This window comes from Bradyrhizobium sp. AUGA SZCCT0222 (assembly GCF_018130205.1).
Taxonomy (GTDB): Bacteria; Pseudomonadota; Alphaproteobacteria; order Rhizobiales; family Xanthobacteraceae; genus Bradyrhizobium.
Map to the genome: position 1 here is coordinate 36871 of NZ_JAFCLX010000023.1, position 15697 is coordinate 52567.

14 protein-coding genes are annotated in these 15697 nt (G+C 62.8%); 2 read left to right on the forward strand and 12 right to left on the reverse strand.

What is annotated here, in order from left to right; genetic code table 11:
* Positions 1-6: 6 nt before the first annotated feature.
* The 3 genes from JQ629_RS20595 to JQ629_RS20605 form a co-directional block, all read right to left on the reverse strand.
* Positions 7-519, reverse strand: coding sequence for a PRC-barrel domain-containing protein (locus tag JQ629_RS20595; protein ID WP_212414220.1), 513 nt, complete (start codon positions 517-519; stop codon positions 7-9).
* An 87-nt stretch (positions 520-606) separates the two neighbouring features.
* Positions 607-2808 carry an amylo-alpha-1,6-glucosidase gene (locus JQ629_RS20600; RefSeq protein WP_212414221.1) on the reverse strand — a complete coding sequence of 734 codons (2202 nt, stop codon included), beginning with the start codon at positions 2806-2808 and terminating at the stop codon, positions 607-609.
* A 174-nt stretch (positions 2809-2982) separates the two neighbouring features.
* Complete coding sequence (locus JQ629_RS20605) at positions 2983-4746, reverse strand: ABC transporter ATP-binding protein (protein WP_212414222.1); 1764 nt, start codon at positions 4744-4746, stop codon at positions 2983-2985.
* A gap of 300 nt (positions 4747-5046) precedes the next feature.
* On the opposite strand from JQ629_RS20605, the gene JQ629_RS20610 reads away from it, so the two are divergent.
* On the forward strand, positions 5047-6114 hold the full coding sequence (locus JQ629_RS20610) for a glycosyltransferase family 4 protein (RefSeq protein ID WP_212265890.1): 1068 nt from the start codon (positions 5047-5049) through the stop codon (positions 6112-6114).
* A 31-nt stretch (positions 6115-6145) separates the two neighbouring features.
* On the opposite strand, the gene JQ629_RS20615 is transcribed toward JQ629_RS20610, so the two are convergent.
* The 3 genes from JQ629_RS20615 to JQ629_RS20625 form a co-directional block, all read right to left on the reverse strand.
* Positions 6146-6964 carry a phosphatase PAP2-related protein gene (locus JQ629_RS20615; protein ID WP_212414223.1) on the reverse strand — a complete coding sequence of 273 codons (819 nt, stop codon included), beginning with the start codon at positions 6962-6964 and terminating at the stop codon, positions 6146-6148.
* A 266-nt stretch (positions 6965-7230) separates the two neighbouring features.
* Positions 7231-7410 (reverse strand): hypothetical protein, encoded by a 180-nt coding sequence (locus JQ629_RS20620; RefSeq protein ID WP_212414224.1) that lies wholly within the window; start codon positions 7408-7410, stop codon positions 7231-7233.
* A gap of 129 nt (positions 7411-7539) precedes the next feature.
* A complete protein-coding gene (locus JQ629_RS20625; RefSeq protein ID WP_212414225.1) occupies positions 7540-8811 on the reverse strand; it encodes a NupC/NupG family nucleoside CNT transporter in 1272 nt (423 codons plus the stop codon).
* 172 nt (positions 8812-8983) lie between these two features.
* On the opposite strand from JQ629_RS20625, the gene JQ629_RS20630 reads away from it, so the two are divergent.
* Positions 8984-10207, forward strand: a complete 1224-nt coding sequence (locus JQ629_RS20630; RefSeq protein WP_212414226.1) for an MFS transporter — start codon at positions 8984-8986, stop codon at positions 10205-10207.
* 144 nt (positions 10208-10351) lie between these two features.
* Here the strand turns inward: JQ629_RS20630 and JQ629_RS20635 are convergent, their stop codons facing one another.
* The 6 genes from JQ629_RS20635 to JQ629_RS20660 form a co-directional block, all read right to left on the reverse strand.
* The gene (locus JQ629_RS20635; RefSeq protein WP_212265885.1) at positions 10352-11116 is read right to left on the reverse strand and encodes an SDR family oxidoreductase; all 765 of its coding nucleotides are present in this window, start codon (positions 11114-11116) and stop codon (positions 10352-10354) included.
* Positions 11117-11129: 13 nt separating this feature from the next.
* Positions 11130-11888 carry a proteasome-type protease gene (locus JQ629_RS20640; RefSeq protein WP_212265884.1) on the reverse strand — a complete coding sequence of 253 codons (759 nt, stop codon included), beginning with the start codon at positions 11886-11888 and terminating at the stop codon, positions 11130-11132.
* A gap of 134 nt (positions 11889-12022) precedes the next feature.
* Complete coding sequence (locus JQ629_RS20645; protein ID WP_212414227.1) at positions 12023-12835, reverse strand: class I SAM-dependent methyltransferase; 813 nt, start codon at positions 12833-12835, stop codon at positions 12023-12025.
* 322 nt (positions 12836-13157) lie between these two features.
* Complete coding sequence (locus JQ629_RS20650; RefSeq protein ID WP_249135175.1) at positions 13158-14459, reverse strand: metal-dependent hydrolase family protein; 1302 nt, start codon at positions 14457-14459, stop codon at positions 13158-13160.
* 95 nt (positions 14460-14554) lie between these two features.
* Positions 14555-14764 (reverse strand): hypothetical protein, encoded by a 210-nt coding sequence (locus JQ629_RS20655; protein WP_212414229.1) that lies wholly within the window; start codon positions 14762-14764, stop codon positions 14555-14557.
* 13 nt (positions 14765-14777) lie between these two features.
* Positions 14778-15341, reverse strand: a complete 564-nt coding sequence (locus JQ629_RS20660) for an HdeD family acid-resistance protein (RefSeq protein WP_212414230.1) — start codon at positions 15339-15341, stop codon at positions 14778-14780.
* Between the last annotated feature and the right edge of the window lie 356 nt (positions 15342-15697).

Genomic DNA, 15697 nt, shown 5'->3' on the forward strand with positions numbered 1-15697 from the left:
CCTCCGTCAGTGGTCGAATTGCAGGGGTTGCAGACTGCCGGTGGCGCCGAGCACCACGATCGGCGTATCTTCCTTGTATTCGGGCGCGGCCTTGACCTGTTCCAACGTCAATTCGAGCGTCATGCTTTCCTTCTTGTTGGTAACTTGTCCGAAGTGGAGTGCGTTCCAGTCGACGACGATCTTTCGGCTGCCGACGCCGAGAAAGCCGCCGAAATCGATCACCGCGGCGCGCACGGTTCCGGAGCGATCGACGATCACGTCGACGATGCGCCCCATGTTCTCGCCAGCCGTGCTGCGGACATCGCGTCCGAGAATCCCGCGTGCGTCCGCCGCGCGGATGACCGTGACGGAAGGCGGGGGCACCGGTTCTTTCGGCGCATCCGGCGAGGTCTTTGCCGCTGGACTTGGTGCGGCGGGGGCCGGCGGGCCCTTGTCTGGCTCCTGTGCGACCGCCAGTGCGCCGAGGGATATCGCGCTCCACACCAGAACGGCTGCCGTGATCTTTTGCCCTGAACGCATGCGGTCTCCTGAAGCTCTTCGCTGTTGCGCAGAGGTGACGAACCGGCCGCAGCCGGTTTCGTCACCATTTCCCGAGTGCGATCGCCGTCAGCGCGACAACACGATCGAGACCTGAACGCGGCCGCGCGTCCGCATCATTTCGAGCGATACATCGTCGCCGTGACGGCGCAGGCGAAGATCGACGCTGCAATCGCCAAGCCGCAAGTCACGCAGCACGACCTCGTTCAGGAATTCCGGCAGACGCGGATTGCGCAGGCGGATTTCGCCGGCCCGCGCATCGAATTCCAGGCCGAGCGAAGCTTCCAGCAGCGTGAACGGCGTCGCGCTCGCCCATGCCTGCGGCGAGCACGCCACGGGATAGAGCGTCGGGCCAAACCGCCGCTCGCGGTGGAAGCCGCAGAACAATTCCGGCAACCGCCTGAGATCCATGTAACTCGCCGCGCCGAACAACCCCTTGAACAGATGTTCGACGGAATGTTTCAGGCCGTAGCGGGCAAGGCCCAGCGCGATCAGCGCGTTGTCGTGCGGCCAGATCGAGCCGTTGTGGTAGGACATCGGGTTGTAGCGGGACTCGCCTGATGCGACGGTGCGAATGCCCCAGCCGGTGAAGAAGCGCGGCCGCATCAGGTCGGCGGCGACCATGCGCGCACGGTCCTCGCCAATGATGCCCGTGAATAGAAGCTGGCCGGCATTGGATGTCCGCACCTTGCACGGCCGCTTGGCGCCATCGAGCGCGAGCGCGTAGGTGCCCATGTCAGGACACCAGAACGCCTCCTCAAAGCGCGCGGCAAGTTGGGTTGCCTCCTCGTCGAGCCTGCGCGCCTTCTCGGCAAAGCCAAGCTGGCGCGCGCAACGCGCCGTCAGCCGTTTGCCGGCGAAGACGTAACCCTGAACCTCGCACAGGGCGATGTGGCCCTCGGCCAACTGGCCATCGGCATGAAAGATCGCGTCGAAGGAATCCTTCCAGCCCTGATTGGCGAGGCCCTGTTCGGACGCGCGCTGATATTCGACAAAGCCGTCACGATCAGGGTCGCCGGGACCGTCGATCCAGGCCAGCGCGGCCTCGATCGCGGGCCACAGCTCGCGCAGCGTGTCCTCGTCGCCGGTGCGCTCGAAATAGAATCCCGCCAGCAGCACGAACAGCGGCGTGGAATCGACGCTGCCGTAATATTGCGCGAACGGCACTTCGCGTAGCGCCGCCATTTCGCCGCCGCGCATTTCATGCAGGATCTTGCCGGGTTCGGCATCGTTCAAGGCATCGACGGCCGTGGCTTGATAGGCAGCGAGCCGTTTGAGCACGCCGCAGGCCACGCGCGGGTCGATCCACAGCATCTGCAGCGCTGATATCAGGCCGTCGCGGCCGAATGTGGTCGAATACCAGGGAATGCCGGCATAGGGATAGCGCCCATGCGGGGTGTCGGTCATCAGCATATTGAGATCGGCCATCGACTGGCACAACACCTCATTGAAGATGCTGTTCGAGGTTTCGACGCTGGCGGTGCCCGCAGTCGAACGGCGCATTTCGCGGCGATGCGCCAACAGGCCATGCATGAACGGCGCCGGCCGGTGCTCCGCGGCATAGTTGCAGGTCACCGCCACGAACACCGAGGTAAGCTGCTGCGGCTCGAGCGCGAAATGATAGCTGCCGCTGTTCACTGCCAGCAGGGTCGGGCGCGGGTCGAAATGCAGATTGGTCGTTCGCGCCTCGCCGTCGAGGCCGTGATATTCGAACCTGACATCGGCGGGGCTGAGCAGCTCGCTGGTGCCGGTGCCGCGGCGCGGGCGCCTGGCGCCGCGCACCTCGAACAGATCGGCGAAATCATTGTCGAACAGGAAGGTCAGATCGATGTGTGCCGCCCGGTCTCCATGGTTCTGGACGGCGATCCGCTGATAGGCGGTGCCGCGCCACAGGAAGATGGTGCGCACGATGTGGATCAGATCCTTCTGCAGGACGATCCGGTCGCCGTCATAGATGTCGGGATTGGTGAGGTCGATCGTCAGTGCGGAATTGTCGTCGCGCAGGTTGGAGCCGAGCAGCAATGGCTGAGTCTGGTTCAGCAAGAGCTCGAGCCGCGCCAGATAGCGGGTATCGGCATTGAACAATCCATCGGGCCCACCGGCCGAGGCACCGATGTCGCCGTGGCTGTCGAGGACGACGAACGTATCGTCGTGCTTGAGGGTCCGGCGCGGCCGTGCCGCCTGGCCGGTCATGGGAATGTAGAACGGCGATTCCGTGATCTGCTCCGCGAGCGGAGCATCCGCCCGCTGGACGTTGGCTTTGGTGGCCATGCGTAACCTCTGTCCTGTAACTCTAGAGCCTTTTCCGTTCCGATTAAATCGGAGCGGGCTAGATTCTTGATTTGACGCGTTTCATTGACGCCAATTCGCTGGAAAACGCTCTAGCGGATACCGCTCCGCACGCCGCGACGCTGATCTGACTGTGTCTCAATTCGCCGCCGCGATTCAGGCTGCGTGGATCGCGAGACGGTTCATTTCCTGGGTCACGAGCTGCCGGTACGGGCCGGTTTCACGCATCAGGCGGTCGGGCGGACCATCCTCGATGACCTTGCCGTCCTTGAGCATCACGACGCGGTCAAAATTGCGCAGCGTCGCGAGACGGTGCGCAATCGCGATCACGGTGCGGCCGCGCATCAGGCGGCTGAGCGCATCGCGGATGGCCTCTTCGGATTCGCCGTCAAGCGCGGCAGTTGCCTCGTCGAGCAGCAGGATCGGCGCGTCCTTCAGAAACGCGCGCGCGATCGCGATGCGCTGTCGCTGGCCGCCGGAGAGCTTGACGCCGCGATCGCCGACCATGGTGGCAAGGCCGTCGGGCAGATTTTCGACGAAGTCGCAGCGCGCCGCGATCGCCGCGCGCAAAACCTCGTCGTCGGTCGCCGTTGGGCGGCCATAGCGGATGTTCTCCATGATGGAGCGGTGGAACATCGAGATGTCCTGCGGCACCACCGAGATCGCCTCGCGCAGGCTTTGCTGGGTAACGCGCGAGATATCCTGGCCGTCGATGGTGATACTGCCTTTGTCGACGTCGTAGAAGCGCTGCAACAGCACGAACAGGCTGGATTTGCCGCCGCCGGACTGGCCGACCAGGCCGACGCGCTGTCCGGGTTTGAGATTCAGGTTGAATTTGTCGAACACCTGGACACCACCGGGATATCCGAACGAGATGTTTCTGAAGGTGATGGCCGCACCGCTCTTGATCAGCGGTTCGGCTTCGGGATGGTCTCGCAGCTCATGCGGTTGCAACAGCGTCGCAATCGCCTCCGAGAGCCGGGCCGTGTGCTGGGTGACATCGACAAGCGCTACCGCAAGATCGCGGGTCGCATGCAGGATGGAGAGGCCGAGCGTACAGACCAGCACCACGTCGCCGGTCGTGGCCTTGCCGCTCTGCCATAGAGTGACCGCCCAGTACAAAAGGGCCACCGTCAACGCCAGCGTGATCACCGCATGGATGAGCCGCAGCTTTTCCAGATAGCGCAGGCTTCGGCCTCGCGCGGTCAATTCGCGGTCGACGGTGTTGTCGAAGCGGTTGTGCTCATGGTCGAGCCCGCAGAAGGCTCGCACCAGCGGCATGTTGTTGATGACGTCGACCATTTCGCCGTCAACGGCGGCGGCCTTGTGGGCGTAGTCGTCATGTAACGGCTTGCCAGCGGCCGCGATCCGGAACATGGCGATGAGGACCACGCTTGCGATCACGACCATGCCGGCGGCCATCGGCAGGCTGACGGTTCCAATCAGAGCAATTGCCACAATTGTGGCGATGCAGGGCGGCAACACGTTCCATACGAACATGTTCTCCACCGTGAAGACGGCATTCGAAGTGGCGGTGATCCGGCTTGTCAGCATGCCCGGCAGCCGATCGATGAAATAGCTCGGGGCATGCCCGGTCAAATGGCGGAACATGTCGCGGCGCAGATCGCCGGTGACGCCGACAAAGGTGAAGCTCGCTGTCCAGCTCGCGACCCGCCACAGCAAAACGTCGGAACCAATCAGCGCTATGAGAAAAACGAATGCCAGCCATACACCGGCGCTATGCGCCGGTCCGGCGGCGAGGGCGTCGACGAGATACTTCACGCCGTATTGGGTGCCGACCGAGCAGGCAACGGCGGCAACAACCGCGACCAATATCACCAGATGCGACGTGCGCCGCTGACGCAGATAGCGCATGACGAAGTGGAAAGGGCGGTTTGCATATCCCGAAAGATTGTCCATGTGCCTGTTAAACCTGTTGGAGATAAACGAGAATCCCTAGCGGATCGCCGATTGCCGGGAGCCGGTCTTGATGAGGATCATCCCGAGGACGCAGCTGCGCCTCATGTGCACAACAATTCCGCAGCAAGGTCGGTCCGAAGAGCCTGATCACATGTGATGTCATGAGCAAGACGACAGTGTGCGCGAAGTGCGCATCATCTTGGAACTTCGCAGGTGCGTAAACGTTCCCGACTTGGCGATGCCGCGCCACGAGGGGCTGAGGGCTTTCAAAGCAGAGTCAGAGATCAGGAGGTTGTTAGGATGCGCATCGCGCAGGTTGCTCCGTTGACGGAGGCTGTTCCGCCCAGGCTGTATGGCGGCACCGAACGGGTCGTCTATTGGCTGACCGAGGAACTGGTCGCTCTGGGCCACGAGGTCACGCTATTCGCCAGCGGCGATTCCCGAACATCCGGAAAGTTAGAGGCCGCATGGCCGAAGGCGCTGAGGCTGGATGGATCGGTTCGCGACGCCAACGCGCTGCACATGCTGATGCTCGAGCGAGTAAGGCAGAAATGCGACGACGAAGAATTCGACTTTCTTCACTTCCACCTCGACTACTACCCGTTTTCGCTGTTCGCACGGCAACCGACGCCGTTCCTGACCACCCTGCATGGGCGGCTGGACCTTCCCGAACATCAACCGTTGTTCAAGACGTTTTCGTCGATACCTCTGGTCTCGATCTCGAATGCGCAGCGGCGTCCGGTGCCGCAGGCGAATTTCATCCGCACCATCCATCATGGTTTGCCGGAAAATCTGCTGACGCCCCAAGTCGTGAAGCCGAGCTATCTTGCCGTCCTCGGCCGTATCGCGCCGGAGAAGGGCGTGGACCGGGCGATCAGGATCGCGATACGCTGCGGTATCCCGCTCAAGATCGCGGCGAAGGTCGATCGCGCGGACCAGGAATATTACGATGCGATCATCAAGCCGATGATGGCTAATCCGCTGGTCGAGTTTATCGGCGAAATCGGGGACCACGAGAAAGCCGATTTCCTGAGCGGGGCGATCGGGCTGCTGCTGCCGATTGACTGGCCGGAGCCGTTCGGCCTCGTCATGATCGAAGCCATGGCCTGCGGCACGCCCGTGATCGCCTACAACCGTGGATCGGTTCCTGAAATCATCGACGACGGCAAGACCGGCTTCATCGTTGAGGATGAAATCAGCGCGGTCGCCGATGTCGGGCGGCTCGGGGAACTGGATCGCCAGGCCATTCGCACGCATTTCGAGACGCGCTTTACGGCACGCCGAATGGCGCTCGACTATGTCAACACCTATCAGGGCATGATCGACGCGGTGAAGCCGCGGATGAAACTGGTCAGCAGCGCGGAGTAGAGAGGGCGGTATCTGTGAGGGCGCCCATTGATCATCTCCGACGATGGCCTGTGCCATCGTCGGGGTCTTCACCGACGGCGTGCAGCACGAACGATTCAGACGCACGCGCGGTTCCGTCGACGGGGACCAATGTCGGGCGCTTTGGACTGTGCTCCTTGACCCATTTTTCGACCCGCTTGCGAACTCCCCGCTTCGGCCGTTGCACCGCCTGGTTTTCGGTGGAGCGAAACAACGCGTAGTCGCGGCTGAATAGCCAGCGCGATGTTTGAAAGACGCCGTGGGTGATGAACAGTGCGGCGAGCACGTCGATCGAATAGTGGTAGTGGCCGAGCAGCACGATCGCGCCGAAGAACGCGGTCAGCGCCAGAAAGAATATCCGCCAGTGCACGATGTGCCAGAACGCCAGCGCCGCAAGGAACGGCATTCCGGTGTGACCGGAAAAGAAGAGATCGCTGCCGTAAAAAATGGAGTTGAAAAACGGCGCCGGCTGCTGCGGATCGATCGGCGACGGCGCCATGTGGGTGAGCGCCACGAAGACGGCGCGGACCACCAGGAACAGCGCCGTGGCCTTCAGCGCGAACGGCAACCGGTTCGGCCGCCAGGCCAGCAACCCAGCCGTGATGACGAAGGCCGTGAACGTACCGTAGATGAACAGAAAGCGGACGTTGTAGGGCCCGACGCGGCTCAGCACAAAATCGGTGACGTGGTTGCTGGCATGGACCGTGGCATAGGTGACGGCGGCGAAGATCGCGATGCTGCTGGCAGTGAGGAAGGCGGCGCCTTCGCATAGCGAGCGGACATACGCGCGCGTACCAAACAGCGTGCGGTAAAGCCGCATCGTGTCCTGCATTGTCCCTGCGCCTCCGTTCGCGGTCGTCGGCGACGATAGGTGCGGCCGTCTTCGTCGCTCGGGCTGCTGGATATCCTGTACTTCAGCGTAACCGTAATGCGAGGTGAAGTATCTGCATGTGAAGTATGCCACACCTCGTCGATTTTTGCCATTGCCCGCTAGCTCACAACCGCACGATCGCACCCATCAGGCAGGTGGTCAGGGTGCTCGACGCGATCGATTTGGCGCGATAGCGCCACCAGCATGGCGCATGGGGACGTCTGCATTCAACAGGTGATCCTGCCCGTCGCAAAATGCTGTCCCTTTGCGCACGTCAAATGCAAGCTGCCGCCGGATACGTTCGACAATTCCTCTTCGCCAAGTTCCATTTCGACGTCAATGAGTGCACGTTTGGCGCGTTCGTTGCTCGGCTTCGTTGGACCAAGGTCCCGGATTTGATTGTTCATGTCACTCTCCTGGAATCGTTTGGGGAAGGGCGTTCCCTCATGTCACGGTCGCAGAGTAGCCGGTGCGGCTCGTTGTCGCTGTGAGGAGCCTCACACAGCGAATTCCAACGATGAAGCGGCGTGCGCGTCCTAGCTCATCACCCCGACGATCGCGCCCATCAGGCAAGTGGCCAGCGTGCCCGATACGATCGACTTCAGCCCGAGCGCGTTGATTTCTTCGCGGCGGTCGGGCGCCATGGTGCCGAGGCCGCCGATCATGATGCCGAGGCTGGCGAAGTTGGCAAAGCCGCACATCGCATAGAGCATGATCAGCCGCGACCGCGGATCGAGCGCATCAGGACCGAGCTTCGATAAATCGACATAGGCGATCAATTCGTTGAGCACGGTTTTGGTGCCCATCAGGCTTCCCGCCGTGATCGCCTGCGACCACGGCAGGCCCAACAGCCAGCATACCGGCGCCATCAGATAGCCGAGCAGCCGCTGCAGCGAAATCTTCGCGCCGCCGATCTCGGGCAACAGGCCGAGGATGGCGTTGGCGAGATAGACCAATGCTACCAGCACCAACAGCATCGCGATGATGTTCAGCAGCAGCTCCAGTCCGGAAGTGGTGCCCCTGACGATCGCATCCATGGTGCTCTTCACCTCCGTATCGTCGGGATCGCTAGCGACCCTGGGAGCGGCCAGCATTCCGCCAGTCCGCTTGTCCGACGTCTCCGGCACCATGATCAGGCTGACCAGGATCGCCGCGGGTGCGCCGAGGACCGAGGCAATGACGAAATGCGCGGCCGCGTCCGGGATCAATGGCGCCAGAAACGTGGCGTAGAGCACCAGCACGGTGCCGGCGATTCCCGCCATGCCGCCGGTCATGACCATGAACAATTCGCTGCGGGTGAGTTGCGAAAGGTATGGGCGGATGAACAGCGGCGCCTCGACCATGCCGAGGAAGATGTTGGCGGCGGCGGAAAGGCCGACCGCGCCGCCGACGCCGAGCGTGCGTTCCAAAAGCCACGCCATGCCGCGCACGATCGGCGGCAGCACCCGCCAATAAAACAGCAGCGTGGTCAGGACGCTCATGACGAGGATGATCGGCAGCGCCTGAAACGCCAGGATGAAATCGGCGCCCGGCGCCTTGAGGTCGAAAGGAAGCGTGCCGCCGCCGAGATAGCCGAACACGAAGGAGGTGCCGGCGCGGGACGCCGCCGCGATGGTATTGACCGCGTCATTGATGGCGCCGAACGCCTTTGCGACGAGCGGCAGCTTGAGCAGCACCAGCGCGGTGAGCACGGTGACCGCAAGCCCGATCGCCATCTGCCGCCATGACACCGCGCGGCGGTTCTCGCCGAGCGCCCACGCGATCGCGAGCAACGCCAGCACGCCGAAAGCCGATTGCAGTTGCAGCATGATCTCAAAGTCCCCCGGTCGATTATGGCAGCGGGGGACTTGCAAGCGCAATGCCGGGCAGCCCTTCGCCGCCGGGCATTGACAGGGGGGCCAGGGTCGTTCACGGCGTAATCAACAACAGCGCAAGCGGGGCCACGGCTCACGCTTCGAGAAGCAGGATACCGGCCTCACCATGTCTTCCCTGATGCCTGTCGGCGCCGGCGATCTGCTCAGGCATCCCTCTTTCCTGTCGTTTCTGCTGTCGCGCAGCCTGTCGCGCTTCGCCAGCCAGATCGGGGCCGTCGCCATCGGCTGGCAGGTCTACGATATGACCGGCAGCGCATTCGATCTCGGCATGATCGGACTGGTTCAATTCCTGCCGACGGCGTTGTTTCTGTTCGTGGCCGGCCATGCCGCCGACCGCTACGAACGCAAACGGGTGGTGCAACTCTGCCAGATCGCCGAGGGGCTGACGGCGTTGTTTTTGGCCTGGGGCGCCTATGCGGGCTTTCTTAACGTGACGCAGATCTTCATTGCGTCCTTTGTGCTCGGTATAGCCGGGGCCTTCGAAAGCCCGGCATTGGCCGCACTGCTGCCGCTGATCGCGCCGAAAGGCTCGCTGCAGCGCGCCACCGCGGTTTCGAGCGGCGCGGGGCAGATCGCCACCATCGCCGGTCCCGCGCTGGGTGGGCTGGCCTATGCCCTCGCACCCAGCGCGGCCTACGGGGTCATGGCGGCGTTTTTGCTGTTCGGGGCCGCAATCATGGGCGCGATCCGGCTGATACAGCCGGCCGTTGTGCGGGATGCCGCGACATCAGATGATATCTTTGCCGGCGTCAAATTCGTCCGCAACAACCCGGCCATCCTCGGCACGATCTCGCTCGATCTGTTCGCGGTGCTGCTCGGCGGCGCCACGGCGCTGCTGCCGATCTATGCGCGCGATATCCTTCTGACCGGCCCGCTCGGTCTTGGCATCCTGCGCGCCGCGCCCGCGATCGGCGCGCTGCTGATGACCGCGTTCCTCGCGCACCACACTATCAACCACCGCGTCGGAATACGGATGTTTCAGGCCGTGATCGTGTTCGGCGTGGCGACGGTGGTGTTTGCGCTGTCGCACTGGATGTGGCTGTCGGTGCTGGCGCTGGTGGTGCTGGGCGCCGCCGACGTCGTCAGCGTGGTGATCCGCTTCTCGCTGGTGCAGCTCGCAACGCCCGACGACATGCGCGGCCGGGTCGGCGCGGTCAATTTCCTGTTCATCAACGCGTCAAACCAGCTCGGCCAGTTCGAAAGCGGCGTCACCGCGGCACTGTTCGGCGCGATGCCGGCCGCCGTGCTCGGCGGCGTCGGCACGATTGCGATCGCGCTATTGTGGATGAAGCTGTTTCCGACGCTGCGCGATGTGGAGAAGCTGGAGTAGGGGGCGACACGTCGTCCCGGCGAAGGCCGGGACCCATACGCCGTGCTCTCCCGATGTGAACGCCAACGGTAGACGCCCGGTAACCCAATCAACGCTGCGGAGTATGGGTCCCGGCCTGCGCCGGGACGACGTGATCGGGCTTAATTAGCCCCGTCCCACGAACGGCATTTTCGTCGCCATGACCGTCATGAACAGCACGTTGGCGTCTAACGGCAGGCCGGCCATGTAGGCCACCGCGTCGCCGACTGCTTTCGCGTCCATGCGCGGCTCGTGTTTCATCGTGCCGTCGGGCTGCATCACGCCGGGGCCGGCGACCATGCGGTCGGTCATCGGGGTTGCGGCATTGCCGATATCGACCTGGCCGACCGCGATGTCGTACATGCGGCCGTCGAGGTTGGTGGCCTTGGTGAGACCGGTGATGGCGTGCTTGGTCGAGGTGTAGGCCGACGAGAACGGCCGCGGCGCGTGCGCCGAGATCGAGCCGTTGTTGATGATGCGGCCGCCGCGCGGGTTCTGGTCCTTCATGATGCGGAAGGCGTGCTGGGTGCACAGGAAGGGGCCGGTGAGGTTGGTGTTCACCACCGCCTGCCACTGCTCGAGCGTGAGATCTTCGAAGTTCACCGGCGGCGCGCCCATGCCGGCATTGTTGAACAGCACGTCGAGCCGGCCGTAGGTTTCCTTGACCTTGTCGAACAGGGCGGCGATCGAGGCCGGGCTCGTCATGTCGGCGGAAACGCACAGGCTCTTGCCGATATTGTCGCCGAGCTTCTTGGTCTCTTCCAGCATTTCCATGCGGCGCCCGGCGAGCACCACGGTGAAGCCGGCATTCATCAGCGCTAGCGATGCCGCGCGTCCGACGCCGGTGCCCGCACCGGTGACGACTGCGATCTTGTTTGTTGCTTCGGCCATTGTTTCCTCGCCTTTACTTCTTTGTTTCTGTTTCTGACTTGTAGGGTGGTCTTGGAATGTTCTGGTGCGCCGCGCGGAGCGCGGCCGACCAGCGCGAACGCAAATCGTGGAAATATGGCTCGCCGGCCTCGATGCGGTGGTTGAGGTCGGCCTCGCAGGCATCCGCGCGCACCACCAGCACGTCGATCGGCAAGCCGACGCCGAGATTGGAGCGCATCGTCGAATCCATCGAGATCAGGCTGGTCTTCAGCGCCTCGTACAGTTCGACGTCGTAATGCATGGCGCGGTCGAGCACCGGCTTGCCGTATTTGTGCTCGCCGATCTGCAGGTACGGCGTGTCGGTGGTGCATTCGATGAAATTGCCGGCGGTGTAGACCATGAACAGCCGCATCCGCGAGCCCTTGATCTGTCCGCCGAACAGGAACGAGACGTCGAAAGAGACGTCTTCCGACCGCAGCGCGTCGCCTTCGGTGGCGTGGACGCTGCGGATGGCGCGGCCGATGCGCTGCGCGGCCTGGAACATGGTCGGCGCGTTCATCAGGGTTTCGACCTCGCCGGTATGCGGGTCTTCGATGCCTTCGGTCAGGGTCGACAGCACCGACTGGCTGATCGCCAGATTGCCGGCGCTGGCGATCGCCATGATGCGGTCGCCCGGCTTCGAGAAAATGTGGAGCTTGCGAAAGGTCGAGACGTTATCGAGGCCGGCATTGGTGCGGGTATCCGCGATCATGACCAGACCGTCCCGTACCAGCACTCCGCAACAATAGGTCATTCCGTGTCCCCAAGCCGTCCGAATTACCGGCGGGGCAACTAGTAGCGAATTTCGGGAGGGCATCCAACCCCAATTACCCAGGACTTGGCATGCGCCGGGTGGGTAAAAAGACGCATTGAATCGGCTCGGCAGGGCTAGGTCCGGGCGAGGATGACATGGGCCTGGATCTTGGCCGATATCTCGCCGCTGCCGTGCCTGATGGCGATGACCGTGGCCGCATGGTCGGTCGCCGCCTCGAGCCGGTCCGGACCCCGTACTTCGATCTCGTTGCGCAGCGGGGTTCCCTGGCAATAGGCCAGCGCGACATAGCGGGCAGAAGGGGCGCGGCTCTGCGCCTCCCGGGTCTCGATCGTCACATCAGTGAAGCCGGCCTTTGCCAGGTCGCTGCGGATCAGTGACGTGTCGTGATAGCCATGAGGCGTGCGCGCCATGAAGCGGGGAGGGTCGTTCGGAAAGAACGTCGCAAGCGCGTCGGTGACGTCGCTCGCGAACACGTTCTCCTCGATGCGATCCCAGGCATTGAACAGGAAATAGCCGCCCGGCTTGAGAACGCGCCGGGCCTCGCGGTAGCCGGATGGGCGATCGGGAAAGAACATGACGCCGAACTGGCAACAGACCAGGTCGAACGCGGCGTCCTCGAACGGCAATGCCTGGGCGTCGGCCTTCTGCCACATGATGCGGCTGTCCGCGCCTTGTCTTGATTTCGCATAATCCAGCATTGGCTGATTGAGGTCGGTGACGACATAGGAGGCATCAGCGGCAAGGACTGGCGCCAGCGCGCGCGTGACCGCGCCACTGCCGGCCGCGGTTTCCAGCACGGCCTTTGGCGCCAGCGTGGCGACGCGTTGTGAAAGGTCGCGCGCGTAGCTCTCGAAGATCAGCGGAACCATATGGCGATCATAGTTTTCCGGGATCGAGCCTGCGAACACCTTGTCGGTTTCCGACATCGCGCGTCTCCTCGCATCCGGTCGTTTTGCCTGGCAGTCTTCCCTCGCAGCCCCATGGATTTTGGCAGCTTTAGGCAAAAATGAAAACATGCTGGGAGGCGGAATTGCGAGAGCGTTCCGCGCTATTCGAACGGCGCCTTCTTGTGGTCAGCCTTGCGGGGAAACGCGGCGATGCCGGGGCCAGGGCCGGCCTGTGCGATGTGTCGCGGACCATCAAACTCGACCGCACGTGCGATGGCGCAAGCCTGCGACGCCTCGAATTTTCGCGGTTGCGAATATCGATCGATCAGAACGAACATGGCACTGCGATGGATGAGGTGTCCTATTTGCCCGCGCCAAGCAGGTTTTTGTAGATTTTCCCGTCCTTCATGATGACGACGAAATTTTTGGCCGGATCTTCGATCAGCTTGATGTTATCGACGGGGTTGCCATCCACCAGCAACAGATCGGCCAGCGCGCCTTCTTCCACGACGCCGAGCCTGCCGGGATAGGGGTTGCGCTTGCCGGACAGCGCCAGCAGTTCGGCGTTTGTCGATGTCGCCATGACCAGCGCTTCGGCGGGGGTGTACCAACGGGTAAGCGAGGCCAGAATTGCCCCTTGTTGTTGGGCCAGTTCGCGGGAGAACAGCACATCCGTGCCCCACGCCGTCTTGATCTTGTATTTCTTCGCCATCTCATAGGCGCGGGCTATCCCGGGCCAGACCTCTTCCGCTTTGGCTCGCTGCACAGAACCCTCAGGAAGGCCCAGCCTCATTCCCTCCGGCAGTGGCTGCATGCTCAGCCAAACACCCTTGTCCGCGATCAGTTTTGCGGTTGCGTCGTCCATCAGGAAACCGTGCTCGATACACCTCGCGCCGGCCGCAATAGCGCTCCGGATCGCAGCCGGCGTAAAGGCATGCGCGGCGACGTAGGTCCCCCAATTTTCGGCTGCTTCGACCGCGGCGCGCATTTCCGCCTCCGTGAAGGTGCTCACGTCGATCGGACTGAAGGGTGACGACACTCCGCCGCCCGCCGTCAACTTGACTTGTGAGGCGCCCTGCATGAGCTGTTCGCGTACGCGTACGCGCACCTCGTCAGGGCTGTCAGCCACGATGGCGCCGCCGATCTGCTCCATGCGGGTAAGCATGCCGCCGATCGTCCGCGGCAAATCAGTCAGCTGCCGGAAATCCCCATGCCCGCTCGTGACAGTGATCATGGCGCCGGACGGATAGATACGCGGGCCCTTGACGATGCCTTCATCGATCGCGCGTTTGAGACCAAACACTGGCCCGCCCACGTCGCGAATGGTGGTGAAGCCGCGCATCAACGTGTCTGTCGCTTCGTCGCCAGCCACCAGATTGTTGAAGCCGACGTCACCGAACGCCTCTACCGGGTTCGTGCGGATCAGCATGGCGTGCCAATGCGCATCGATCAGGCCCGGCATCAGGACGCGGCCGGCACCATTGATCGTTGCGGTTTGAGCGTCGACCGCGATCGACGCCGTCGAAATCTTCTCTATCGTGTTGCCTCGGATCAGGACGTTGGACGGCGCTGAAAGCGCGCCGTTCTTTCCGTCGAAGATCCTGACGTTCTGAAATAATGCAGCTTGCTGGGCCTGCGCGGAGGGCGGGGCGGAGAGGCTCATTCCGATTGCAGCCAGAACGGCCAGCACGGAACGGCCGGGGAATACTCTCAAGCAAGACATTCTCATAGCCGCGCGTCCCCCGTTATCTGATCTGGTTATCGAATCTGACTGTTCTCATTGCGCCTGATGATCTTGAGAACCCAGAAGATCACGCCGGCAATCAGGGACAGGACGCCAAGAAACGATAACGCCGTTGACTCGAGGTTCATGCCTGCGACCAGCAGCACGCATCCCAGCACGATCAGAATCAGACCGCCGAGTTTTTTCGCGAGAAAAACGGACCCTTCGTCAGCACGTGTAACCATAGCGACCACTCCCTTATGCCGTTTTCGCCGCCGGCCGCCACGCATAAGCCAGCCACGCGATGCCGTGAGATATCAGGTCGACGCCGAGGACAAATCCGAGCACCCACAGACCGGTCATCGGGAATCCCGTCAGAATGACGAGGCCAGCCAGGACTCCGAACAATCCCGACAGCAGCATGATCCAGCCGGCTTCTCTCCAGTGGCCGAAGCCCAGCAGAATTCGAACGATGCCGGATATCAGCAGCAACAGGCCGAGGACATAGGTGAGGATCAAGGCGCTGGCGACGGGCTGGCTCACCAGCACCGCGCCGAAGGCGATGTACAGAATGCCCAGCAGCACCTGCCATATGAAGCCGCCCCAACCCTTGGTCCAGAACGCATGAATCACTTCGAAGGCGCCCGCGATGATCGAGATCCAGCCGATGAACATCGTGCTGATAACGGTCACGAGCACGACGTCACCTAACACCAGGAATCCCGCGGCGATCATCACCAGTCCAAGGAGGACGCAGACCCAGAATGGTGGCGCGGACAAGCCATCGGCGCGCAGACGTGAACTACCGTCGTAAGTGGTCATGTCGTCCTCCTAGAGTTCAGAGCCCGTTCGATCGAATGAGCGGCGCAGCGCCGGCCGCTCGCGGCTCGCGTCAGCATTCTGAAATTGGCTATATCCATCGCCAGCCGCAAACGCGGCGCCCGCGGTGCCAATAACAGACCCAACGGCGCCGGCGGCGACGATGGATTGGGCGCCGTCGCGGCGGACGCGCCTCAGGTCGCGGGGGCGGCCGGCGTGTGGCGGCCTGAACCCGTACCGTGAGATCATCCTCCTTGCTGCCGGGATCCTTGCTGCCAAGGTTGCCAAGGTCCTTCTGGGGCGCGAGGGGCATGGCCTCGACCACGGCCGGCAGCGAACCTGCGGCAAAACCTGCGGCT

Coding starts and splice junctions, on each gene's coding strand:
- JQ629_RS20595 (WP_212414220.1), bottom strand. CDS start 519: ATGCGTTCAGGGCAAAAGATCACGGCAGCCGTTCTGGTGTGGAGCGCG.
- JQ629_RS20600 (WP_212414221.1), bottom strand. CDS start 2,808: ATGGCCACCAAAGCCAACGTCCAGCGGGCGGATGCTCCGCTCGCGGAG.
- JQ629_RS20605 (WP_212414222.1), bottom strand. CDS start 4,746: ATGGACAATCTTTCGGGATATGCAAACCGCCCTTTCCACTTCGTCATG.
- JQ629_RS20610 (WP_212265890.1), top strand. CDS start 5,047: ATGCGCATCGCGCAGGTTGCTCCGTTGACGGAGGCTGTTCCGCCCAGG.
- JQ629_RS20615 (WP_212414223.1), bottom strand. CDS start 6,964: ATGCAGGACACGATGCGGCTTTACCGCACGCTGTTTGGTACGCGCGCG.
- JQ629_RS20620 (WP_212414224.1), bottom strand. CDS start 7,410: ATGAACAATCAAATCCGGGACCTTGGTCCAACGAAGCCGAGCAACGAA.
- JQ629_RS20625 (WP_212414225.1), bottom strand. CDS start 8,811: ATGCTGCAACTGCAATCGGCTTTCGGCGTGCTGGCGTTGCTCGCGATC.
- JQ629_RS20630 (WP_212414226.1), top strand. CDS start 8,984: ATGTCTTCCCTGATGCCTGTCGGCGCCGGCGATCTGCTCAGGCATCCC.
- JQ629_RS20635 (WP_212265885.1), bottom strand. CDS start 11,116: ATGGCCGAAGCAACAAACAAGATCGCAGTCGTCACCGGTGCGGGCACC.
- JQ629_RS20640 (WP_212265884.1), bottom strand. CDS start 11,888: ATGACCTATTGTTGCGGAGTGCTGGTACGGGACGGTCTGGTCATGATC.
- JQ629_RS20645 (WP_212414227.1), bottom strand. CDS start 12,835: ATGTCGGAAACCGACAAGGTGTTCGCAGGCTCGATCCCGGAAAACTAT.
- JQ629_RS20650 (WP_249135175.1), bottom strand. CDS start 14,459: ATGAGCCTCTCCGCCCCGCCCTCCGCGCAGGCCCAGCAAGCTGCATTA.
- JQ629_RS20655 (WP_212414229.1), bottom strand. CDS start 14,764: ATGGTTACACGTGCTGACGAAGGGTCCGTTTTTCTCGCGAAAAAACTC.
- JQ629_RS20660 (WP_212414230.1), bottom strand. CDS start 15,341: ATGACCACTTACGACGGTAGTTCACGTCTGCGCGCCGATGGCTTGTCC.